General features: G+C 42.6%; 23 protein-coding genes and 1 riboswitch. Of the genes, 15 read left to right on the forward strand and 8 right to left on the reverse strand.

Annotation, left to right across the window (positions count from 1 at the left end):
* The first annotated feature begins 67 nt into the window (after positions 1-67).
* From CWC46_RS03880 to CWC46_RS03895, 4 genes are all read left to right on the forward strand, one after another.
* On the forward strand, positions 68-1,396 hold the full coding sequence (locus tag CWC46_RS03880) for an amidohydrolase family protein (protein ID WP_051391431.1): 1,329 nt from the start codon (positions 68-70) through the stop codon (positions 1,394-1,396).
* Between the two features lie 239 nt (positions 1,397-1,635).
* Positions 1,636-2,415: an ABC transporter ATP-binding protein gene (locus CWC46_RS03885; RefSeq protein ID WP_021013512.1), complete on the forward strand. Its 780-nt coding sequence runs from the start codon at positions 1,636-1,638 to the stop codon at positions 2,413-2,415.
* Positions 2,412-3,215 carry an ABC transporter permease gene (locus CWC46_RS03890; RefSeq protein ID WP_021013511.1) on the forward strand — a complete coding sequence of 268 codons (804 nt, stop codon included), beginning with the start codon at positions 2,412-2,414 and terminating at the stop codon, positions 3,213-3,215. Before CWC46_RS03885 ends, CWC46_RS03890 begins: the two co-directional genes overlap by 4 nt.
* 19 nt (positions 3,216-3,234) lie before the next feature.
* Positions 3,235-4,173 (forward strand): ABC transporter substrate-binding protein, encoded by a 939-nt coding sequence (locus CWC46_RS03895; RefSeq protein WP_021013510.1) that lies wholly within the window; start codon positions 3,235-3,237, stop codon positions 4,171-4,173.
* Between the two features lie 207 nt (positions 4,174-4,380).
* Here the strand turns inward: CWC46_RS03895 and CWC46_RS03900 are convergent, their stop codons facing one another.
* The 5 genes from CWC46_RS03900 to CWC46_RS03920 all read right to left on the reverse strand — a co-directional run bounded on the left by CWC46_RS03900 (position 4,381) and on the right by CWC46_RS03920 (position 8,295).
* Entirely contained in the window at positions 4,381-5,262 is an 882-nt protein-coding gene (locus CWC46_RS03900) for an EamA family transporter (protein WP_021013509.1), read from the reverse strand.
* Positions 5,263-5,585: 323 nt separating this feature from the next.
* A complete protein-coding gene (locus CWC46_RS03905; RefSeq protein ID WP_021013508.1) occupies positions 5,586-6,323 on the reverse strand; it encodes a class I SAM-dependent methyltransferase in 738 nt (245 codons plus the stop codon).
* Positions 6,324-6,342: 19 nt separating this feature from the next.
* Positions 6,343-7,326, reverse strand: a complete 984-nt coding sequence (locus CWC46_RS03910; protein WP_021013507.1) for a thymidylate synthase — start codon at positions 7,324-7,326, stop codon at positions 6,343-6,345.
* Between the two features lie 2 nt (positions 7,327-7,328).
* A complete protein-coding gene (locus CWC46_RS03915) occupies positions 7,329-7,784 on the reverse strand; it encodes a nucleoside 2-deoxyribosyltransferase (protein ID WP_021013506.1) in 456 nt (151 codons plus the stop codon).
* Positions 7,753-8,295, reverse strand: coding sequence for an NUDIX hydrolase (locus tag CWC46_RS03920; RefSeq protein ID WP_021013505.1), 543 nt, complete (start codon positions 8,293-8,295; stop codon positions 7,753-7,755). Before CWC46_RS03920 ends, CWC46_RS03915 begins: the two co-directional genes overlap by 32 nt.
* A gap of 90 nt (positions 8,296-8,385) precedes the next feature.
* A riboswitch (TPP riboswitch) is annotated at positions 8,386-8,490 on the reverse strand.
* Positions 8,491-9,133: 643 nt separating this feature from the next.
* Here CWC46_RS03920 and CWC46_RS03925 point away from each other — a divergent pair.
* The 3 genes from CWC46_RS03925 to CWC46_RS03935 all read left to right on the forward strand — a co-directional run bounded on the left by CWC46_RS03925 (position 9,134) and on the right by CWC46_RS03935 (position 12,845).
* The gene (locus tag CWC46_RS03925) at positions 9,134-10,285 is read left to right on the forward strand and encodes an MFS transporter (RefSeq protein ID WP_021013504.1); all 1,152 of its coding nucleotides are present in this window, start codon (positions 9,134-9,136) and stop codon (positions 10,283-10,285) included.
* A gap of 16 nt (positions 10,286-10,301) precedes the next feature.
* The gene (locus tag CWC46_RS03930; RefSeq protein WP_021013503.1) at positions 10,302-11,498 is read left to right on the forward strand and encodes a Gfo/Idh/MocA family protein; all 1,197 of its coding nucleotides are present in this window, start codon (positions 10,302-10,304) and stop codon (positions 11,496-11,498) included.
* 237 nt (positions 11,499-11,735) lie between these two features.
* The gene (locus tag CWC46_RS03935) at positions 11,736-12,845 is read left to right on the forward strand and encodes an acyltransferase family protein (protein ID WP_021013502.1); all 1,110 of its coding nucleotides are present in this window, start codon (positions 11,736-11,738) and stop codon (positions 12,843-12,845) included.
* Between the two features lie 66 nt (positions 12,846-12,911).
* Here the strand turns inward: CWC46_RS03935 and CWC46_RS03940 are convergent, their stop codons facing one another.
* Positions 12,912-13,310, reverse strand: coding sequence for a MerR family transcriptional regulator (locus tag CWC46_RS03940; protein WP_021013501.1), 399 nt, complete (start codon positions 13,308-13,310; stop codon positions 12,912-12,914).
* A 268-nt stretch (positions 13,311-13,578) separates the two neighbouring features.
* Between CWC46_RS03940 and CWC46_RS03945 the strand changes: the two genes are divergently transcribed.
* From CWC46_RS03945 to CWC46_RS03980, 8 genes are all read left to right on the forward strand, one after another.
* Positions 13,579-14,367 (forward strand): alpha/beta fold hydrolase, encoded by a 789-nt coding sequence (locus tag CWC46_RS03945; protein ID WP_021013500.1) that lies wholly within the window; start codon positions 13,579-13,581, stop codon positions 14,365-14,367.
* A 109-nt stretch (positions 14,368-14,476) separates the two neighbouring features.
* The gene (locus CWC46_RS03950) at positions 14,477-15,646 is read left to right on the forward strand and encodes a sedoheptulose 7-phosphate cyclase (protein WP_021013499.1); all 1,170 of its coding nucleotides are present in this window, start codon (positions 14,477-14,479) and stop codon (positions 15,644-15,646) included.
* An 81-nt stretch (positions 15,647-15,727) separates the two neighbouring features.
* Positions 15,728-16,768: an ROK family protein gene (locus CWC46_RS03955; RefSeq protein WP_021013498.1), complete on the forward strand. Its 1,041-nt coding sequence runs from the start codon at positions 15,728-15,730 to the stop codon at positions 16,766-16,768.
* 5 nt (positions 16,769-16,773) lie between these two features.
* Positions 16,774-17,886: an alcohol dehydrogenase catalytic domain-containing protein gene (locus CWC46_RS03960; protein ID WP_021013497.1), complete on the forward strand. Its 1,113-nt coding sequence runs from the start codon at positions 16,774-16,776 to the stop codon at positions 17,884-17,886.
* Between the two features lie 11 nt (positions 17,887-17,897).
* Complete coding sequence (locus CWC46_RS03965; RefSeq protein ID WP_021013496.1) at positions 17,898-18,650, forward strand: SDR family NAD(P)-dependent oxidoreductase; 753 nt, start codon at positions 17,898-17,900, stop codon at positions 18,648-18,650.
* Positions 18,647-19,423 carry a sugar phosphate isomerase/epimerase family protein gene (locus CWC46_RS03970; protein WP_021013495.1) on the forward strand — a complete coding sequence of 259 codons (777 nt, stop codon included), beginning with the start codon at positions 18,647-18,649 and terminating at the stop codon, positions 19,421-19,423. The genes CWC46_RS03965 and CWC46_RS03970 overlap by 4 nt, the downstream gene beginning before the upstream one ends.
* A gap of 4 nt (positions 19,424-19,427) precedes the next feature.
* Positions 19,428-20,075 (forward strand): HAD-IA family hydrolase, encoded by a 648-nt coding sequence (locus CWC46_RS03975; protein WP_021013494.1) that lies wholly within the window; start codon positions 19,428-19,430, stop codon positions 20,073-20,075.
* Between the two features lie 21 nt (positions 20,076-20,096).
* Positions 20,097-20,648: an NUDIX domain-containing protein gene (locus CWC46_RS03980; RefSeq protein WP_021013493.1), complete on the forward strand. Its 552-nt coding sequence runs from the start codon at positions 20,097-20,099 to the stop codon at positions 20,646-20,648.
* A 52-nt stretch (positions 20,649-20,700) separates the two neighbouring features.
* Here the strand turns inward: CWC46_RS03980 and otsA are convergent, their stop codons facing one another.
* On the reverse strand, positions 20,701-22,125 hold the full coding sequence (otsA, locus tag CWC46_RS03985; protein ID WP_021013492.1) for an alpha,alpha-trehalose-phosphate synthase: 1,425 nt from the start codon (positions 22,123-22,125) through the stop codon (positions 20,701-20,703).
* Positions 22,122-22,895: a trehalose-phosphatase gene (otsB, locus tag CWC46_RS03990; protein WP_021013491.1), complete on the reverse strand. Its 774-nt coding sequence runs from the start codon at positions 22,893-22,895 to the stop codon at positions 22,122-22,124. Before otsB ends, otsA begins: the two co-directional genes overlap by 4 nt.
* Positions 22,896-23,148: the final 253 nt, after the last annotated feature.

Raw genomic sequence — 23,148 nt, forward strand, 5'->3', positions numbered from 1 at the left:
ATACCGATACAGTCTTCTCTTCTGGCGACACAGATCCAAATTATTTTTATATGGGAAACGTGGAGGAATGATGGGGCGAATCATTATCAAAAACGGCATGGTACTCACGTTGGATGAAGCGGGTACTTATTACGAAAGCGGTACTGTTATTGTCAATGGAGATCGACTCGCCGCTATTCTGCCTGCAAGCCAGTCTTTCGAATGTTTCCCGACAGACGAAGTAATTGATGCCTCGAATAAAATCGTGATGCCGGGATTAATCGATCTGCATTATCACACCGCTATAGGTAAAGGTTTCAATGACCATATGCCTTTGTGGGAATATCTGGATGAGTGTTGGTATCCATTGGTGAGAGCATTGGATCCAGAAGCGGCTTACTGGGCTGCGCTCGCCAGCTATACGGAGTCCATTAAAGCAGGTACAACGACGGTTAACGACATGTACCGTCAGCTCGATTCTCTGGCCATGGCTGCTGAAGAAATTGGCATACGAGCGGTGCTGTGCAACGATGTTGCACTCAAGGAACATCATTTAGACTGTCTCCAGGATAACTACGATGCTTATCAGCGTAATCACGGCAAGGCCAATGGTCGTATCGAGGTACGCGTAGGTATTGAGTGGCTTCCCTTGGCTTCACCTGATTTATTACGCGAGGCGCGAGCCATGGCGGATACATTGGGAAGTGGCATTCATGTGCACCTAAATGAATCGCAAACTGAAGTCGATTTCTGTCTGGAAAAGTTTGGGCGTCGGCCAACGGAGCTGGCATATGATATGGGGCTGCTCGGCCCTGACACTATCGCTGCCCACTGTGTTTGGCTCAGTGATGGTGAAATCGCCATGATGGCCGAAACCGGAACCCACATCTCCCATAACCCAAACTCCAATGCAAAACTGGGTAACGGTATTGCGCGTGTCCCCGAGATATTGGCTGCAGGTATTAATGTTGGGCTCGGACATGACGCAGTAGAATGCAATAATAGTGCAGACATGTTTGAAGTTATGAAATACGCTTCTTTATTGCAACGTGCAAGCCGTGTCGATGCCAGCTTGATGCCAGCCAGAGAAGTCCTGCATATGGCTACTCATCATGGAGCAAAAGCATTGGGGCATGAAACTGGTCAACTGGCTGTGGGCAAAAAAGCAGACATCATTCTCGTTGAAACGAATAACGCAATCTTTACACCACTTTTGCGCGATACACCGGTTCATCTAACCAGCCATCTTGTTTTTGCTGCTAATGGCAGTACCGTTGATACGGTAATTATTAATGGTGAAATTGTGATGCGCGGCAGGGTTCTTACGCACGTTGATGAGCAACTGATCATCAGTGAGGCTAATGCGGCTTTCCGTCGCCTTAAGGACAATATAGTGGTGATGAAAGGTAATGATTGAGTTTATCTGTAGTAATTAACCACCAGATGATGAAGGCTCTACATTATGAACCAGCATGTTGCTATGCAAGCTTGCTAATGGCATTGAATTAAGTTAGCCATCATTACAAACAATTAGCTCAATTATTTAAGATATTTCCTTGCCATATGACAAAATATTGACTCTTGGCGGATAAGACGGCTCCTCTGTGATGAAATGACTACCCTCTATTATATGAATTTTTAAAAAGGTAGCGTGTAATGGGAAAAACGTCTGGCCCCCATCAGTCCGTATCCTCAGCAGCGGGAAATAGTGGGATTCCGGGAATCCGCGTAGATAACCTTACCTTACGTTTTGGTAACCATACTGTTTTCAATAAGCTGACTTTCGAGATTAAAGGTGGCGAGTTTGCGGTATTACTCGGTGAGAGTGGTGTTGGTAAAAGTAGTTTACTAAAGATTATTGCCGGGCTTTCCAACGCGACATCCGGAAATGTATGCGGTACGGATGGACAACCACTCAATAATCGCATTGCCTATATGGGCCAGCAGGATCTGCTATATCCGTGGCTTAACCTTTTTGAAAATGTAACGCTTGGTGCAAGATTAAGACGAGAAAAGGTTGATAAACGCTGGGCGGAACATCTACTTGAACGCGTAGGGCTGGCAAACCGACGCACTGCATTGCCCGCTGAATTATCAGGAGGAATGCGGCAACGAGCGGCTATTGCTAGAACGCTCTACGAACGGCGTCCCATTGTCCTGATGGATGAACCTTTCTCGGCATTAGATGCTATTACCCGAGTTAAAGTACAAGATCTGGCTGCTGAGTTACTAGAAGGGTGTACCGCGTTGTTCATTACGCATGATCCGATGGAAGCATGTCGACTCGGTCATTGCTTGATGGTGCTATCAGGACTTCCCGCCGGAATTGGGAAGCCTATTACTATCGCGGGTAATCCTCCTCGCTCCCTGGATGATCCTGAATTGCAAAGAAGCCAAGGTGAACTATTGCGTCTTTTTGTGGAGCAAGCGCAATGAATAACAAATTTTTGGCTCGTTATGCCCTTATTAGCCGGGGGATAGTGATTTTTCTCGGTCTAATCGCACTCTGGTGGGGAGGGACTTGGTTATTTAGCTTACCAAGCTACATGTTACCAACGCCGCCTAAAGTTGTAGAGGCGCTGTGGAACGGCAGAAGCTATCTTTGGAAACATACATTGATCACGATGGTTGAAATTTGTCTCGGTCTTTTCTTTGGTCTGTTGTTCGGTGTGCTTTTTGCGTTGGCGATGATGTTTTCACCGATATTACAGCGCTGGTTGATGCCAGTGCTCGTTATTAGTCAAGCTATACCGGTATTTGCACTAGCTCCATTGCTCGTGCTTTGGTTAGGTTTTGGTCTTTGGTCCAAGGTTGTTGCTACCACTTTGGTCATTTTTTTCCCGATAACGGCTTCTTTTTTTGATGGATTACGGCGAACTGAAACAGGTTGGTTAGAACTGGCCCAAACCATGGGGGCCTCTCCTTACTCACAATTACGTCATGTCCGGCTGATAGCGGCGTTACCCGCCTTCGGTTCCGGGTTGAGGGTAGCTGCAGTTATTGCACCGATTGGGGCAATTATCGGTGAATGGGTAGGCGCTGCGGGTGGACTTGGCTATGTTATGTTGAACGCAAATGCCCGAACGCAGACAGCAGTCTGTTTTGCCGCGCTTTTTATTTTGTCGATCATGGCTGTCGTGTTATGGCAACTGGTCGATGTATTTCTAAAGCATGTTCTCTACTGGGTTCCTGATTCAGAACGAAAAAATCAGCTCCCGGAGAGTAACCGTTCATGATGTCAAATAGGGGATAGGAATGCTCAAGAAAACGGTTATCAGCTCGTTATTTGGTCTACTAATGGCAACGTCGGTACATGCGCAGGAAAAAGTTACTGTTCTGTTAGATTGGTTTATTAATGCTGACCATGCTTCTCTCTTTGTCGCTGACCAGATAGGTGCTTTTAAGGCGGAAGGGTTGGAAGTCGAATTCGTGCCGCCAGCAGATCCCAGCACGCCTTCCCGTTTGGTGGCGGCAAAACAGGGAGACATAGCCATTAGCTATCAACCACAACTTTATATGTATGCAGATCAAGGACTACCACTGGTTCGGGTCGGTACTATCATCAACACGCCATTGAATACATTGGCCGTTTTATCATCGTCAGGTATTCACTCTATGGCTGACCTGAAGGGAAAAAAGATCGGCTATTCCGTTAGTGGCATTGAGGAAGCCACGTTGAACAGCATGCTTAAACAGGGAAAACTTACATTAAAAGATGTCACCCTGATCAACGTCAACTTCCAATTGGTGAGTGCCTTGATGTCAAAAAATGTCGACGCCGTGCTGGGTGGTTTTCGTAATATTGAGGCACCCGAAATCCGGGAACTTGGCGTCGAACCAATCCTATTCAATGTCGAGGATTATGGTGTGCCTGCATATGATGAATTGATTGTGCTGGTTAACAAAGATAGTGTCGGTGACCCGAAGATCAAAAAGTTTATGATAGCTTTGAAGAAAGGCACAGAATATCTAAGGATGCATCCGCAGGAAACATGGGCAGTCTTTGCTAAGCGTCATCCTGATCTGAACAACAAACTCAATAAGATTGCCTGGATGGCGACTGTACCTTATTTCGCTAAAGATCCCATGAAGTTGGATGTTGAACGTTACCGTAGTTATGGGCATTTCCTGTTCGAAAATAAGCTAATCAATAAGGAACTTCCTGTCGGTGATTATGCTGTTGAATTAAAGTAATAAGATTTGATAGCACAGCATTATGATAGGTTTGTTTTTCCCGGTTAACTGGTAGCAAGTGGATGATTGAGCAACCAAAAATTAATCACATGATGTCTTCAACAAACTCGATCATTTGCAAATTAGACACTTGTTCTCGTGACGGGGCACACATTATGTCATTTGGGCTATTCAGCACAAAGTAAATAGAACCAAGATAACGTTAACTTAAGCTGAAGATGAATTACTTGGGGCCTTGTTGGTTAAGGTTAATACCAACAAGGCTCCGGTCATAGCTAACGCGCCAATTACATTTATAGCAGTAAGTGGCATTGGGAAAAAAGGTAACGCTATCAGTGCGACAATATATGGATTTATAGCACGCAACGTATTGGATTCAAAGAAAGATAAATGGCAAACACTTTTTATATAGAAAAAGAGAGACAGGCTGGCAGAAACTGCACTTGTAAAAGCAAATATAAATGAAAAAGGGATTGTAATGAGTGAGTCCAATAAATCAATTTTTACCTGTACAGCAAGGAATGGTATTAATACTACATTGTAGCAAAATATAATCGTGGCGGGGCTTGCTGATATAGATACAAGTTTCAAAATGGCAAAGTTAAGGGCGAAAAGAAAAGCTGAGAATGAGGTAATTAATACCGCATCCCAAGGCCAGGGTGTGTTTGGTGCTGGCCAAGTTGAAATCAGTGAACTAAATATACAAACAATCGCAATTCCTATTCTCGTTGGATTAAATTTTTCATTGAAAATCCAATGCGAGAGTAAAAAACCAAATGCTATTTGGGTTCGAGATAAAAATGCATGGCTCCCAGGATCAAGTCCTTTTAAGCCTTGATAGAACATAAACATTGCCACTAGATTAGTTGCAATGGCAAGTATTCCGTACCAGGAAGTAAAAAAACGATAGAAAGATTTGAATGTGATATAAGGAAAACTAATTAGAGCAGATATAATCGCAAATACCAGTAAAAAGGCAGATGTTGATATTTGTTGTAATGCAACTTTCGCTAGCACAGCGGAGACCGCACTGGCTATAATTGAAATACACTGATAAGCGAGTGGGCGTGCTCTCTGCAAGTGAGTCATGGTAACGTTTCCTGTCTGTGAGCCTGTAAATAATTCTGTGTAACTGCTTACCTATTAACAGTGATCGTTCAGTCACACATGGCTCTCCCTGGTCGTTATCGCTAACAATAGTGACTATCTATATCCCCTTCGCCTTTCAAGATGCAGGTGTGTTGGCTGCATTCCTCCACTCGAGTCACTTATCTGGATTCACTCATTTACCGCTGTCCTGCATCTTGAAGTTTATCGGGTATATGCATTTAACATAAATAGTCTGTCTTTGGTTTTTTTCGTAAATAATGCTGATTTTTAATAAAAAGTTTATGGTTTTATGAAATAAACTATCAACACGATGCCTTAACCGTCTTAAACATAATGAAAGGTTTGGTATCTTGAAGTTCATTGAAATTTTGGCGATCAGGATTGTCAAAATTATTAACGTATTTCAATTCCTTTTCTTCAATAAGTGTCAGTCCAGCCTGAGAGAACGTTTGATGGTATGTTTGTACATCCCAGCTTTTATCAACAAGTTTTAGCGATTGTTGTCCTGGAATATTGAGATAAACGGGGCGATCTTCTCCGTCATGATAGGTCACACCATATTCACCATTACGGTAAGTGGGATATTGTATCCCTGTAGTCCGCGGATTCGTGTCTAAGACATAGTATATACCCCCGGGCTTAAGTAGACGTGCGACTTCTGAGGTTACGTGCGATAGTTCAAGTCGTTCCGGTATGTTGATAAACAGAAAACAACTAATGGCCGCGTCAAAACTACCATCAGAAAAAGGCAGCATTGGGCCGGAAATATGTACATACTGCAATTTATCGCCACCTGCCGCTTTTGCCTTGTCTATCATTGTGGGCGCAATATCCACTCCGGTAACATGATCGATACCCGCGCTTTTTAAGCGTCTCGATACTTTTCCACCACCACATCCATAATCAAGTACATTTATTTCTTTACCACATGAGTTGGTTAAGTCAGCGATCATCGGTTGATAGCCAAAGTGATCTTCAACCCAATCATCATATGCGTCGAAAAGTTCAGATGTCTGTTTTTCAGTCCAGTTTGTATTCATTGAGATTCCTACCTTTATGTTAATAGTCAGTAGTGCTGTCCCAGCGGTTGATAATAAAAGGACGATAGTATTGATTTATTGACTCCATTGCTTTCCTGGGCAGTTGTTCACCCATCTTGATTTGGCGATAGATCCAGAAGAGCAACAGTATATCCCGCCAGTATGGGGACAGAGGAATATTTAATAAATCATCAAGCGATACTTGACCTTTTCGAATTTGTGCCTCGAAGTTCAGTACAGAACTTATTGTCTCACTCGATGTTCCCAATGGCATCGTTGGAATAGATATGTTTTGTCTAAGGGTTTCTTGATTATTGAGCACTGTCAAGGCGCGTTTCAACGTATCATCGTAGACATGAAGCGATCCAACTTGATGAGTATAATGACCAATTTCACACCCGATTCTTGATGCAATATATTCTTGTAAGAATGTAAATGAAAAAATATCATTTAACAGACCAATATAGGCATCATTTGCTCGCATGAAACCAACCATATTGAGTTTCCCGTCACGTAATAATAATTGCAAACCTAACGTACACGATACATCTATATTTCGCCTAAAAAGATCTTCTTCGGCGCTAAAAATCTGGAGAACCACGCGCTTACTGTCTGCATCATCATTTTTAAGAATATCGATTGCTCGTTCAATCTGATCCAAAGCATTCGTACCATAATATCTTAATCTGGCACCATAGCCTGTTCCGGGCAGGGACTTTCCATCAGGGCTATAACGTTTCATTGAAGGAGCATAATAAGCAATGAAGTCTACGTCATTTTTACCAGATAAATACCACAATGCCTCTGCGTAGTTGAAAACGATATTTTGTTTTCGTTCTGTATTAAGACAGAAACGGGCGGTTGGATTATTTAACCGTACATTATAACCAATTATTTCGTATTCTGAATGCCCGCGAGGGGAGTTGTAGTATTCATATTTAAAACAGACTTGACGAAGAGTTGCCTTATACAATTGGGTCAAATCATTAAAACTTTCTGGCATACTTATCCCCTCTTTTCAAGACGTTTGATGGCTTGTTCAATAATCTCTGGATTTATTGAGTTATTTTCATATTCTATATATTCGACTTGGGTGATTTGATTTAATCCTTGTACAAGGTATGCATATGTCTTTTGTGTTTCCAGCAACATGATTATGGGCTTACCTAAGGCGGAAGCCCAGCCAAGTTCTATATGAGTACCGGGTGATACCGGTGAACCCGGAAAAGCGACGAAGCAGTCACAACGAGAAATTTCCTCATAATCCTTTTTTGTACAAGCATCAGGTGTCATGAAATCTTTCCCCCAATTCTCTCTCCGATGAGCGGAGTGAACATTCCACCCAATATTTTCAAAAAAAATAATTATTCTGCTAAATAATGTAATGCTTTCATCTGACATGATACCGCTACGGCTATTAACCAGTGATTTAAAAGGTCCGGCCAGAAACATTCGTCTCATTTTTTTCTCCTTCTTTAACTGAGCAATGTAAATTATAGGCTTTAAAAGCAACCTCTCTCACTTGATCTGCCAATAACCCATCAAAATTAAAAATTCCATCCGATATATGCACCCATTGGCAGTCAGTCGCGTCATCGCCAGGCCTTAGTTCACCATCAATATATTTGCACCGCATTGCAATTAACACATAATGATGATGTTTTCCCGTTAAGTCATAGCCGATAACTTCCACAATATCTACCAGCGCTTCAATTTCAGCAGTGATTCCAGTTTCTTCCATGAGTTCGCGTAAAACCGCGGTATGCAAACTTTCTCCAGGTTCAACTGAGCCTCCCGGATAACCCCAGGTGTCTTTCTGTGGTTCTTTACTGCGCTTAACAAGGATCAATTCATCGTTACGGAAAGTTACAGCAATGACCGCAAGGCGAGGCGCGGATAGTGAAGATGGATGGGGGTGTTTTCCTGGCTTATTGGACAACCTTGTTAAGGTTTCTAACTCTCTTGGTGACATAGACCCTCCAGTAATTAATTACAGGAGATCCGGGTGCGGAGTGAAAGGGTAAGAGTGAAAAGACACTTGCCTTACTGATGTTTTATGAAGTGACTGATACTTGTCCTATCCCTACGCCGGTATTACCCGGATCAGGTTCAAAGAGTTTGGATGACTCCATCTCAGCCTTTATATAAGGCACCCCTTGGATAATTAACCATTACATCCTCAAAGACATTAAGTCAACTTGCTCTGTGTATATTCATATAGCGACAGGGGTTAAGTATATATACCAGTTACCCTTCTCATTACAGATGTGCTGGCTTTCTTCGCTCATCACAGTCACTACTTGAGTGAGCTATCAGGGATTCGCTGCATTGCCGTCTTCCTGTAACTCGAATTATTTAAAATATATTTTATATTTAATTAGTTACGGGCTATGTTAACTTTTTACCGGCTGCTGATTCAGACACGTTGCCTGATAAAGAGGCGACGATAGAAAACGGAAAACTATTTAGCTTGTAGTTTTTTTGTGTATCGATCTCTGCTCTTTCCTATTCATCACTGGTTATTAGGACGGTTTTTTTATCTTATATATATGGAGTGTATTCTATTATCTAGTTGAATAGACAACCTATTTTTAGACTGCTTGTGTTGATGTTCGGCGTGAGTAGCGGTGTTGTTAACACAATTATCATAAGTTAAAAAAATGTTGACTTTGACACCGCTGTAAAGGTTTAGATAGCAAAAAATGTGAATCTCAGCACAAAAATGGATTGAAAATGGTATGAAATATTTCAGTCACACTGACGTCAGCTTATTTATTCCTGGTTCTTTTTCCAGATGGATATCGATCTTGATGCTGTCACTGGCTGCTATTGTTTTTGTAACTGCGGAGTTACTCCCGATTGGTGTACTTACTGAGATTGGTGAAACTTATAATGAATCTGCTGGCTCAATAGGTTTAATCGTTACTGGATATGCTTGGGTAGTAGCGATATCGGCGGTTTTTATTACGTCTTTATTAATTGGCGTAGAAAGAAAAAGACTATTATTAATTCTTTTGTTGGCTTTCTCTATTTCGAATCTCATCGTTTCTCAAACATCTGATCTATTTGTTCTTTATTTTGGAAGAATTATTGGTGCGTTTGCACATGGCGTGTTTTGGTCCATAGTGGGCCCTATGGCGGTAAAAATCGTACCTCAGGGTGGGAAATCAAGGGCAATGGCTATTGTGTTTGGTGGAATTGCGATTGCCAGCGTTATCGCCGTACCACTAGGAACATTTATTTCGCAGAAAGTAGGATGGCAACTGGCTTTTCTATGGCTTGCTATCAGTAGCCTGATGATTATGTTTGTTATCATTTATACGATGCCGACAATGCAATTAGAAAAAAATGATAAAGATACCTCACTTCTGGGTTTATTAACCAGACCTTATTTACGAAGGCTGTTCCCCGTCACTGCGCTTGCTATTTGTGGACATTTTTGTGCATTTACTTATATTGGACCAATTCTTGAAGATGCTGTTTATATACCACATGACCATTTACCTTTATTTTTGCTCTCTTTCGGTATTTTTGGCGTTATTGGTAATGTTTTGTCTGGGCTTATTCCTGATAAAAAGTTGGTTTTTTTTACGCTTTGTTCATTTGTCTTAATGGTGATATCGATAGTTTTACTTACTTATTTTTCCAAGAATAGAGTCATCTTATCTTATTTATTTGTCGGCCTGTGGGGTATGGGTGTTTGTCTCATCACTGTTACACTTCAGTCCATCGTACTTAATCTAGCGCCTGATGCTGGAGAGCGTGCTTCATCTATACATGTCGCTATGTTTAACACCGGCATTGGTTCTGGGGCATTTATAGGCGGAGTGATCATTAATTATTGGGGAGCGGGTATTACTGCTATTGCCGGAAGCGTGCTGTTCCTTGTCGCTTTCTTTATTTTGCTACCATTACTACGTATTTATTCGACGTCATCAATAACCGAAACCAGCAAGTTTTAAATTGAGGAAAATAAATATGACTATTCAGAAATACAGTGGAAATATACCATTTCGTGTTGGGATGGTGGGAGCAGGATTCATGGCTAAGCTACATAGTCTTTCAATGCGAAATATTGCCGGATTAATGGATGATCCTTCTGCCAGGTTTGAACTGGTAAGGATTGTTGACCTTAATGCTCAATATGCTCAGAAAGAGGCAGAACGATGGGGATGGCAAGAATCAGGAACTGATTGGCGAATGATAACGGGTGATGAAACTATCGATATCGTTGATGTTGCCACACCCAATGACAGCCACTGTGAAATTTGTCTGGATGCATTTGCTCATGGTAAACACGTTATTTGTGAAAAACCCCTGTCTACTGACAGTGAAACAGCGGCGCGCATGGCCCGTGCTGCGATCGCCTCTGGAAAGGTTCATCGTGTCAATTTTACCTATCGTGCCTGGCCAGCAATTGTTCAGGCAAAACAACTTATCGAAAGTGGTGTGCTAGGTGAAATTCGGCATTTTGAAGGACATTTCCTCCAGGATCATAATAATGATGCCACTATTCCCTTGCACTGGCGTTTTAAAGAGCAACCTGCGGGAGCCGGTGCATTAGGTGATGTGGGGGCACATGTTATTGATCTGGCTAGATTCCTGACTGGCGAATTTGAAAGCGTTTCTGCTACGATGCAACGGTTTATAACCGAGCGCCCTTTGCCAGAAGATCGTAGCCGAAAAGGCAATGTGGAAGTTGATGATCTGACCGTAGCATTAGTCAAATTCACAAATGGTGCTACAGGCACAATTAAAGCGGGTTGGGCATTGCCTGGATACAAGAATGATGTCTTTTTTACGGTTATTGGTGAAAAAGGCGCAGTGCGTTTTAGCTGGCAAAGAAGCAATGAGTTGCATTATTTTGATAGTGCTGATCCTGTGGCATTATCAGGTTATAGAACCATTTTTACCGGTAGAGCACACCCGGGAGCTGAACTATTCTGGTTCCCTGATCTGGGAGGAGATTTAGGTGTAGGCGTTACTGGTCAAGGCATTGGTTATGGTGAAGCCTTTACGCTTAGTTTCCGTAATTTTGTGAATTCATTAAAAAATGAGGTATCACCTGAGCCAAATTTTGTTGATGGATTGAGATGCTGTGAAATTATTGATGCTATTAAACTTTCTGCTAAAGAAGGGTGCTGGAAAGAGGTAAAACATACGAATGTAGCTTAATCAATGACCCATGATGGTAATAGCTATATCCGTCGTCTTCTTTCTCGTTGCTGGTGTATTGTCCGAGTTACTAAGCTTACTACATCATTTGATTTGTGTAAGCGCTTGAGGATTTATACAGTCACTGCTTTCGTGTAACTCGACATCTACCAGGTATATATTATCATAGCAATAACTATTCTATTTTTATGTTTAAATACGGAATATGAATAGTCTGTTAATAATAGGGGTTTCATTATGAATAATAGAGAAATTCGCTCCCTTACAGGGTTGCGGGGTGTCGCTGCTATATTCGTCATGTGTTATCACTTTAATTTAAGCCACTTATTAACAGGAGGAGTAGAAAATTTTTTTGGTCATGGTTATTTAATGGTAGATCTGTTTTTTATCCTTTCAGGATTCGTTATTGCAATGACATATGGCCATTGGTTTTCAGATTCTATGGATGGAAAGAGTATAGTAAATTATATTGTCAGGCGATTTGCTCGTATTTACCCACTGTATGCCGTGATGACATTGACAGCAGCAATATTAATTTCTACTGGGTGGATGGATCGCTGGCCAGGACCAGAAATTCCAGTTTCAGTGGTAGTAAATTTTACCATGTTACAGACAATCGTTGGCATTCCAAGCCTTGATACACCAGGATGGTCAGTCAGTGCGGAATGGATCATCAGTCTGCTGTTTCCTATACTGGCTTTTTTATGTCTGAAAAAATCCTGGACTATATCTATTGCGGTGATGATAATTTCCTTTGGCTTTTTCCCTATTCTGACGGTATTACCGGCCCTTATTGATGAGCCTAAACGCGCGGGACTCATGGATATTTGGCATTATGGAACTATTTATCCTGTGGTCAGAGCATTGGCGGGATTTACTATCGGTATAGTTACGTTTAGAGTAGCGAAACTTCCAAAGGTCAATGTGTTGATTGATAAAAAATGGTTATCTATTGTGGTTTTGTCTACCATCATTGTTTCAATGGCTATTAAGAATGCAGATATTATCACACTCTTATTTTTTCCACTTTTAATTATTTCTATTTGTCGTGAAAACAATCTGGTGTCACGCGTATTAGGTTCAGCACCTATTTACTATCTTGGCGTATTATCATTCAGTATCTATCTGATACATAATCAGCTAAATTATTTTATGCTGATATTAATACATCAATTGCAACGCTATGGTTTTCTGGAGGTGACTGCTACAGTCATTTCATTGATTGTATTTATATCAATAACAATAATCCTGGCGGCATGTAGTTATAAGTATATAGAAAAACCTGCCAGGGATATTATCCGAAGGGCAAGTTTCATGCCAGATGTGGCTGTTAATCTGGTTAAATAACACTGAGAAATAATTATGGTATAAAAACCATAATTATTTCTGGAGTCTGATTCTGAGTGATATTAATTAATGGTTGTTAATCCTGAAAGGTTCTCTTATCTGGCTTTCATCCGGACTTTTTTCTGTTTCAGAAAGATACTTCTCTAGTAAAAATAGAGCATGTGAATTTTTTTGCAAATCAGCCTGTATTTTTGCTTTGTGTTCTTTTAGTGTCGAAATAATTTTTGGACAAGGGGAGAAGGTTACGTGCTCATTAATGATGCAAGGCATTAATATACGGATAGAATCCAGCGTTAATCCTGCTTCCTGTAAGGATTGTATATTTCTTATTATATTCAGATCACAAGAAGAGAAACTTCGATATCCGGATGTAGTCCGATTTGGTTTCAGAAGTCCTTGTTCTTCATAATACCTGATCATTCTGGCACTAACGCCAGTTTTTGTCGAAATGTCTTTTATTTTCATTTCCATCCACCTCCATTCCGATGAAATAGCCGTTTGTAAAAAGCTGTCACAATCCAAAGCAGCTTATAATCAGAAATAGCATTTTCATCTATGAGTATTAGTCAACTATCTGAATATCACAAGGATAAATTTAGTTGCTGTCATATATAATTAATTTATATGAAACAAGAGATCGTGATTTTTATATTAAATAATTACTTGACCTTTACAGTGTTGTCAAACTTTATAATGTAAATATACCAATTGACATTGATATAAGGAGGGATAAATGCAACAGGTAAATATTTCTGGCGCACAGGTAAGTTTTCATGTTTCAGGAAAAGGACCTGGACTGGTATTGGTGCATGGGACAGGTGCTGATCATGAAACAAATTGGGGCCATCTCATTGAGCGTTTTACCGATATACGAACAGTAGTTTGCCCTGATTACGCTGGTTCTGGGAAAACACAGGATGATACGGCACAATTAACGATTGAATACATTGCGGCACAAGTTGTTGCTGCAGCACAAGCGGCACAGGTTGATTCATTTGATATTGTCGGCTTTTCTCTTGGTGCTTCTGTTGCTGCTTATATTGCGGCGGAGTATCCGGAACGGGTACGCTCTGCTATTTTACTTGCCGGTTTTTCTTCCAGCAAGGATAGCCGGATAAAACTAGAGTTTGAGCTATGGAGAGATCTTATCAAGACTGACAGGGCAGCATTGGCGAAAATCATTCTCTTAACCGGATTCAGTCCGGAATTTATTTCTTCTATGAGTGATGAAGAAATTCAGGAGAATATCAATCTGATTGTTAGCGAGAATCAATGGGAAGGAATGGCCAGACAGGTTGAACTGGATCTGAATGTAGACATCATTAGCAATGTTGGAAAGATAATTAAGCCCACCTTGGTTATTGGGTGTACTCATGATCATCTTGTTCCCGTTCAACACGCAGTTGCATTGGCTGAATTGATACCATCGGCAACTTATACGGAAATCCCCAGTGGCCACTTGGCTGTGCATGAATGTCCTGATCTATTAGTGAACATAATTAGAGATTTTATACAAAAATAGAACTCCTTTTTATTCAGCATTTCGGGGGCGCTTATTTATTTGTGTGGTTCTTATGTCATCAGATTATTTCTGAGTAAATTATCTATCTGCTAACACAAAGGATACCGTTATGAAAAATGCATCGCTTTTTGTTGAAAGAGACGAAAGTATCGATCCAGCTAGTTGGACTATTGCCTCTTCACTTCCTGTTAATTATTCTGTGGAAGTTGTTCCTGCACTATTTTCTACAGAAAACCCCAAACTTTATAACCTCTGTAAGAATAATAATAGTCATGGAATTCGAGTGCTTGTATTTATTGACAAGGAAGTCAGCAGGATCCATGGTGAAAACATTAAGGGATATCTGGATTATTATAAAATTGATTCTTCCTTGGTGGAATTGGAGGGTGATGAAGATTCCAAAAACATTGAACATGTACTTCAGGTGGCAAGAGAAATAGCAGATTCTGGCCTGTTACGGCGCTCAGAGAAAATTATTGCAATCGGTGGTGGTGTGGTTATGGATGTCGTTGGTTTCACCGCTAACTTGTATCGCCGTGGTGTACCTTATATTCGTATTCCCACAACATTGATGGGGCAAATAGATGCCGGTATAGGTATAAAGACTGGAATTAATTATCAAGATCACAAAAATAGACTGGGAACATATTATTCACCTGTCGCGTCGTTGATTGATCCTACATTTCTCGGGACGGTATCCCAGCGCCATATTACTAACGGAGTATCTGAAATAATTAAAATGGCATTAGTAAAAGACGTGCATTTATTTACGCTTCTCGAAGATATCGTGGATGAACTCACGCCTGCGGGGTTTGCTTCCCATTCACCCCGCCATCGTGAAGCAGTAGAGCGCGCAATAGATGGCATGCTGGAGGAGCTGGAACCCAACCTGTGGGAAGATAATCTGGAAAGGATTGTCGACTACGGTCATACATTCAGCCCTTCTCTTGAATTGTTATCTAATCCTCCCCTGTTACATGGTGAAGCGGTTGCTGTTGATATGGCGCTTTGTGCTGGTCTCTCTTATGTACGAGGGTTAATTTACAAGACTACAGCTGATCGGGTCGTTAGGTTTATTCAGAGTTGTAATCTTCCGGTTTATCATGAAATTTTTACCGTCGATTTACTGGCTGAGGCATTAAATGACACGATAAAACATCGTGATGGCTTACAACGTGTGCCATTGATTAATGCAATTGGTAGTGCGGTATTCTGTAATGATATTTCTCGGCAAGAAATTATCCGCGCACTTAATTATATTAAATCATTTAATAATTAATTGGTCGATATTTACGGCAACCTATATTTGTTGTCAATGATGATTGATGTATTAACCATACTTTTGCTATTAGGTGGGAAAATGAGTGAAAGGAAGGAAGAGAAAATCATTGTCTTTGATATTGGGGGAACTTACCTCAGGTGTGGGCAATGGCAGAATGATGGCACTATTACTGATATTGTCAGGGAGCCTTCGCCAAGTTTTATAACCTATCCTGATGACAGTATTTGCAGCCTGAAAAACCGGCTCCTTGAGGCTATTCTCAGCAAATTGCCCAGATCATCGGGAAATCGGGTCGGTATCAGTCTAGGGGCGGCGATGAATCACCATTCTGGTGTTGTTTATGGAGCGGCTCCGTTATGGGGAGCCTGCGAAGTAAATTTTCGGCTATTGGATGAATTACATGCAGCACGGCCGGATGTTCTATGGTTGCTCATGAATGATGTCACGGCAATGGCTATTCATTTTGCCAGCCAACCGGTTTGCCAATCCCCCCGAAAAGTTATGCTGATAACGGTAAGTAGTGGTATTGCCTGCCGAACGTTCACAACGCAACCGTTTAAAATCGACTTTGATGTGGCTGGGTTACAGGGGGAAATCGGCCATTTGCCGTTTCTGGATGCGTCTCTCCCATTAATGTGTGACTGTGGTGAAGTGGGGCACCTTGCTGCCTACTCCTCTGGTCGGGGTATACAGCGTGTTTATGAGCGCCTTTATGAGGAGGAATATCATTATCCTCCCGCAGTTATTGAGCATTTCGAGGAGAATTTTAAGGCGGCTTTGAATGCTGGTGATATTTTCGCTTTACGGGTATTAAGTACAGCGATGCGGCCTTTGGCCGATCTTATTTCAACGGCCTTAACGCTCGAGCCTACGATTGATGTGGTGGGATTATCCGGCGGAATCATTGATAACCTGCCACAGTTCGTCCGTTCGGTTTTATTGAAACGAATGATGTCATCTGGTCCGTATCTGACGACCAGACTTTCGCCTGCTTGGTTAGCGCAACATATACATATCTGTCCGCCAGATACCGCTAATGGATTATGGGGGGCGGGGCTCGCTGCCAGTCAATTTAACGAAAATAGCTGGATGAAAAATAATATTCCACACAAAGGGTGATACCAATGGAGAATCAGATTATCTTTTTTGATGGTTCTTTGTGTCACATTTTCAATGAGGAAATGACACTGGCTCCTGAGCGTGGATTGTGGCTAAAGGTGGATGCGGCCGGATTATGTGGAACGGATCTGCAAATTCTGCGCGGCATTCGGCAGGAAAGCAGTTCCATTTTGGGGCATGAAGGTATTGCTCGTGTTGTACAAGATTATCGATGGGGAGACTGTTTTTTTAAGCGTGGTCAGCGTGTGTTAATTAATCCGACAGATAAACTGAACAGTAACTTCTTGTTAGGTCATAATGTTTCTGGATTATTTCAGCAGTATTTATGTATTCCTCCTTTCGCTATAAATGATGGTGTTGTTATTCCGGTTGATTATTCATTACCAAATGAAAGTGCCGCGCTGATCGAACCTATTGCGGTTGCACTTCATGCTATAAAAAGTATCAATATTTTTTCACCTCGATCTTTTGTCATTTTTGGTGGCGGAATTATTGGTAATTTGCTGGGAATATTATTAAGAATTTTTTATGGCGGTAGTATTCCCGTCTTGTTGGTACATCACACCTGGAATAGTCGTTCCGATAGCGGAAAGGACATTGTTGCTGATATTACACATAGCCTATATCAACAGCCAGAGGTAACGGAACAATTGCATATGTCTGGCAATGCTGTATTTATTGTTACACCTCGAAATGCAACTAATAATGTATTGGATATGGTGCTCCGAACCATTGGTTCGGAATCTGTGATTAATGTTATTGGTGGTATTGATGAAAATAAATCTATATTAAATTATCCAGCATCATTATTTTCGTCGATTCGGGCGGGGAATATTTCGATTCCAGTTGAGGATCAGAGATATGAGTCGATTGATCGCTATCTTGTTGGCATAAACACCAATAGAAATATTTTTCTTACCGGGCAACGAGGCGTTACTAATCAGGAGTTTTTGGAATCTATTGATCTCCTTAAATTACATTATAACTCACTTGCGAAAATGATTACCCACCGATTCTGTTTGAATGATTTCTGCGTGTTCCTGAATCAAATGATTCACGGTAATGAGCGGATTATCCACGGTAAATACGTTCTGAAAGCAGCGTTACTCATGGATTAAAGGAGCCCTATATGGTGGAGAAAAGTAAAAAATGTGCATTGGTTGTCGGTGGCTCGACTGGCGTCGGGCATGGTGTGGCAGAAGCACTCTCGGAACAAGGATATGAAGTACATATTCTAAGTCGAAGTGAACCGGTGGGGCATGAGCAATATCATTTTCAGTGGCATCCGTGTGACTTAAAAAATACGGTAGAGAGTAAAAAAATATTGGCGGATATTGCTGTTAATGATATGGATTTTGTCTGTTTTTCTGCCGCATTCTATGGTATCAGGCGCTGTGGCTTTATGGCAACGGAGTGGCCCCTCTGGCAGGAACAATCCGCGATTATGATCGATGGCCTGTGGCTGACGTTGTCGGCTTTTTTACCGGGATTAATCCGCAGGAGAGGCATATTTCTGGGTATCTCATCTGAGGTGGCTTTTAATGCCGGCCCTGGGCGTGCAGGCTATACGGCATGTAAAGCGGCGGCGATGGGATTATTGGGATCCATTGCTGCTGAAATTCCAGCTGAGCAGGTAATAATTGCTCAAGCCTTGCCGGAAGGAATGGTGGATTCCCCAGGGATTCGGAGCCGACGACCGGCGGACTTTGATTATTCGGGTTATATGCAACCGGAGGATTTTAAAGCTTTTATCTGTTCACTGGTTATTCAGAGAAATGCTGATCTACATGGGCAGACGGTGATGGTAAAACGGCATGGTAATTGGTGTCTTGTGGATGATCGCCATTCCCCGCCTTCTCAGAGTATAAGGAGTGCATTGTGAATGATATCGGGCTAGTGAGTTGGCGTTTACCCGGTGACTTACTCAATGCACTGACACTGTGTAATAAGTTATCAACAGATGTGCTGGAAATTGATTTCGGTGGCCCAGGTCGGGGGCTGGAACTGGATAGCCTGGATTTATTCAAAATCAGGGAATATGCTGAGGTTTCCAATGTTACAGTCAGTTCACTGGCAATTAATACCTATAACGACATAGGAATAAAGTCATCTTCATATGAGTGTAAGACGCTTTTTTTTCGAGCATTGGATGTGGCTGAACAGTTAGGCATTCATTCTCTGTTTATCCCTTCTTTTAGAAAAAGTCTGATAGAAAACGAAATCGATATAATAAATACTGCTGGGTTTTTACAATGGTGCTGTGATGCAGCTGGGCCCCAGTTTGTTATTGCGTCAGAAAATACGTTGATAGTTGATGATTCGAAACTGTTGTTGTCGCTGGTGAATCGGAAGAATTTTTCATTACTTTTTGATCCTGCAAATCTTTTTCTGATGGGGATTGATCCCTATGTCTATTTTGTCGAGTTGTTCCCGGCATTATATAACGATATACATATTAAATCTCCCACCGGAGTCTCCTTTTCCGAGCTGGATAACGATTTTCTTTACTATATTCATAAATTATTTCGGACCCCTCATATTCTGCGAAAGCGATTTTATTATTTTTCCGAGAATGACTATCGGCAGGCAGGTAATGTAGCTATTCAGAACGATATTTCCTGGTTAAAAGAACATTTACAATTGATAAAGGTATAACAATATGGGAAATGTTTTTTCTGGCTTTTTATTTGACATGGATGGCACGCTCGTGGATTCCACCGCTGTGGTTGAGCAAACCTGGAGGACGTTTTCATTGGAGCATGCGCTAAATTATGGCGATGTCATTGCCTTTGCTCATGGCCGACGCACCGAGGAGACAGTAACTCATTTTTTGGGGGCCTCAAGGCTGTCGCAGAAGATCACCCATGAGATCGAATACAGAGAGACGATAATGACGGTGGGCATTACCGCTGTGCCCGGTGCCGTTGATGTCCTACAGTCCATTCAGCCCTCACATTGGGCGGTAGTTACGTCAGCCAGCCGTCAACTGGCTATTAACCGGTTATTGGCTGCGGGCTTGCCGTTACCTCCGCTGCTGATATCCGCTGAAGATGTCAAAATAGGGAAACCGGATCCGCAAGGCTATCTCCTGGGTGCGATGAAAATGGGGTTGAATATAAAAGATATTCTTGTTTTTGAGGATGCGGAAGCCGGTATGAAAGCGGCAATAGCCAGTGGCGCCTCATTGGCTATTATTGGCGATGCCGACTGTAAATTGGAACGTGTCTGGGGAATCTTACCTGATTTTAGACAGCTCAGGATTGAGTTTTGCGATGAACGTTATCAGGTCGAAATACTCAATCGTTAATCGTCACAAAGAGGATGTAACGTGAAAAATATTCCTGCTACCGAAGCATGGGGGGAGGCACAAACCGTTCATTCGAATCCATGGTTTTCCGTACAAAAGGTAGATCTTACGCAGGAGTCGGTAACGAAAACCTTTTTTTCGGTTCATCATGAACGGCCAGCCGTTGGTATTTTGGCGGTGAAGAATGAACGGATTTTGCTTATCCATCAATATCGTTATCTGACGGGCAAAGTGGTCTGGGGAATTCCCTCCGGTGGCGTGGATAAAGGGGAAACTGATGTCGCCGCCGCCAGACGAGAATTGTTGGAAGAAACGGGTTATTCAGCCTCTTCAGCTGTTCAGTTGATACGTTACTACCCGACATATGGTTGTAGTGATCAGCAATTTGTCATTTTTTTGTGTCGTGACGTGACATTTGTCGGGCTGAATGATGAACAGGATGAAGTGATCGAGGCCCGGTGGTTTTCTGCGGGAGAAATTATGGCGTTAATTACATCAGGTGAGATGATTGATGGGCTGTCGCTGACGCCATTACTGTTCTATTTTGCCACTGAAACGGTATTACTGAAATAAAAAACCCGCAAAGATACCTCCAATGCGGGTTCTTATTTTCGCGCACTTGCTATCAGGCTTGTCGCGGTAAAGTGGCAATATCCTGTGTCAGGTTATACCGTTCGTGACAACGATCTGTGGCCTGTAGGTCGGCAATAAATGATGTGCGCCAGTGCTGAATATCGTTTTGCTCCAGGACAGACATCATCTCGCTGTGACGTGATATTCGCTCCGCCAGCGACATGGTTAATGCCCGGTTCAATGCATCGGCGACCTCATTCTTATCGTAAGGATTAACGATCAATGCTGACGTCAGTTCATTGGCTGCGCCGGCAAATTTCGACAACACCAGTACGCCGGGATTCGCAGGATCCTGGGCGGCTACATACTCTTTCGCTACCAGATTCATCCCATCCCGCAATGGTGTTACCAATCCGACGTCAGTTTGACGGAATGTTTTTATCAGTAGCCGACGGTCAAAATGCTGATTGAGGTAATAAAGTGGTGTCCAGCCCATCGTCCCGTATCGGCCATTAATCCTGCCAGCTTCTGTTTCCAACAGGTGGCGAATATCTTGATAAGCCTGCACTTCTCCCCGGGACGTCGGGGCTATCTGGGTGTAGCGGATGTTGCCGTGATGCTGTGGATAATTTTCCAGTAGCGCCTCAAAAGCCAGAAAACGTTCCGGTAGGCCTTTGGAGTAATCCAGTCGTTCTACCGCGATAATATTTTTCATATGGCGCAGGTCGCGTTTGGCCTCCTCCAATCTGGCAGGAAGTGGACCTTCAGCCATTTTGCGGATACTTTCCGTTTCAATACCGATAGGATAAACCCCGGTAGTGAATACTTTGCCAAATGCAGTGTAGGTGTTTGCGCTGAGCGCTTGCACGCGGGTCAGCACCGATAGACATTCAATAAATGCCTGACGGTCATTTTCTGTCTGGAATCCCAGCAGATCGAAATCACAGAGTTTTTCCAACAATTCCTCATGCGGTGGCAACGCGTTAAAAATTTCTGGCGTTGGGAAAGGGATATGCAGGAAAAAACCGATCTGGTTCTTCATACCCAAATCACGGCAAGCTGCACCAAACGGCAACAGGTGATAGTCGTGAATCCACAACATATCATCGTCTTTCACCCAGGTATTCAAATACTTGGCCATCATATCGTTGACACGGCGATAACCTTCCCATGCGTTACGGTCATAAGAAACCAGATCGAGACGATAGTGAAAAGCGGGCCACAGCACTGCATTTGAGAACTGACAATAATACTGATCATAGTCCTGCTGACTCAGACTAAATGAAGCAAATGTGATGCCTTCTTTTTTCTGCACTTGCGGCGGTTTTTCTTCATCACTGATCTCGCCATTCCATCCGAACCATATACCACCACTACTGCTCAGTGCGTCCAGAATACCGACGGCAAGGCCGCCAGCGCTTTTTTTCTTGCCATCAGGGATAGCAATCCGATTAGATACGATGACTAAACGGCTCATAATCCTTTCTCCTTACCGATATTGCTTGTGCATCGGTGTTGTTGTTGTTTGAGCCACTGGTGTACTGCTGCAACATTATTGAGCCGAAAATGCGCTGCAGTTTCTCCCGGTCCTACTTTGATGGATAGACCGTTCAGCGTGTTGACCTGGTGAAAACCGGCTTCATCTGTCAGATCATCGCCAATAAATACCGGGATACGGCCAGAAAAAGGGTGTTCCTGCATGAAGGCACCAATGGCCGTACCTTTATCTACCCCATGTGGCTTGAGTTCCACCACGCATTTCCCAGGTTGCAACATCAGTTGCGGATAGGCGTGGCAGAGAGATTCCGCCAGTATCAGAATGTCCTGTTGGTATTCAGGAACCTGGCGATAGTGCAATGCAAACGCGATACCTTTGCTTTCCAGCTTACTGCCAGGGAAAACGGACATCGCTATAGTGAGTCGCTCCTTTAGGGCCTGTAGCATTCCTGTTGGTAGGGTAATCCGATGTACCTGGCCCAGACTGTCACGTCGCTCTGCACCGTGCACTCCTGCCAGCGGTAACGTCAGAGGTGCAAGCAGATTATCCAGTTCTGACACAGCGCGGCCTGATACCAGGGCCAGAGCACCATTACTGTATTCAGCGAGGGCATGTAGCGTGTGGAGAACCGAAGAGGGAATGACAACCTGCTCTGGTGTGGGTTTTATCTCCGCCAGGGTACCATCCAAATCAAAGAAAAAAGCGTAATTATCTTGATGTAGTGGGCTAACTGGCATGTCGTCAGTCATGTTCCCGTTCCTCCTTTATAATATTTTTCAATGCGTTAAAACTGGGCGCGCCGAATTGCCGTCAGCCCCATATATTCTTATTTCTCCTGGTGACTAATCATTACTGTGTTAAGTATAGACCTTGAGCCAGGTTATGCGATATGAAGCCGGCCACTGTAACGTCAAGCCAGGGCGCGTGTTGGTGGAGATTCTGACCGTCAGAATAGTAGAAAAATGATACCACAAGCGGTGTGTAAGAACCGCTGGGTGTAGT

The sequence above is a fragment of the Prodigiosinella confusarubida genome (genome assembly GCF_002847015.1).
In the GTDB taxonomy this organism is placed as follows: Bacteria; Pseudomonadota; Gammaproteobacteria; order Enterobacterales; family Enterobacteriaceae; genus Prodigiosinella; species Prodigiosinella aquatilis.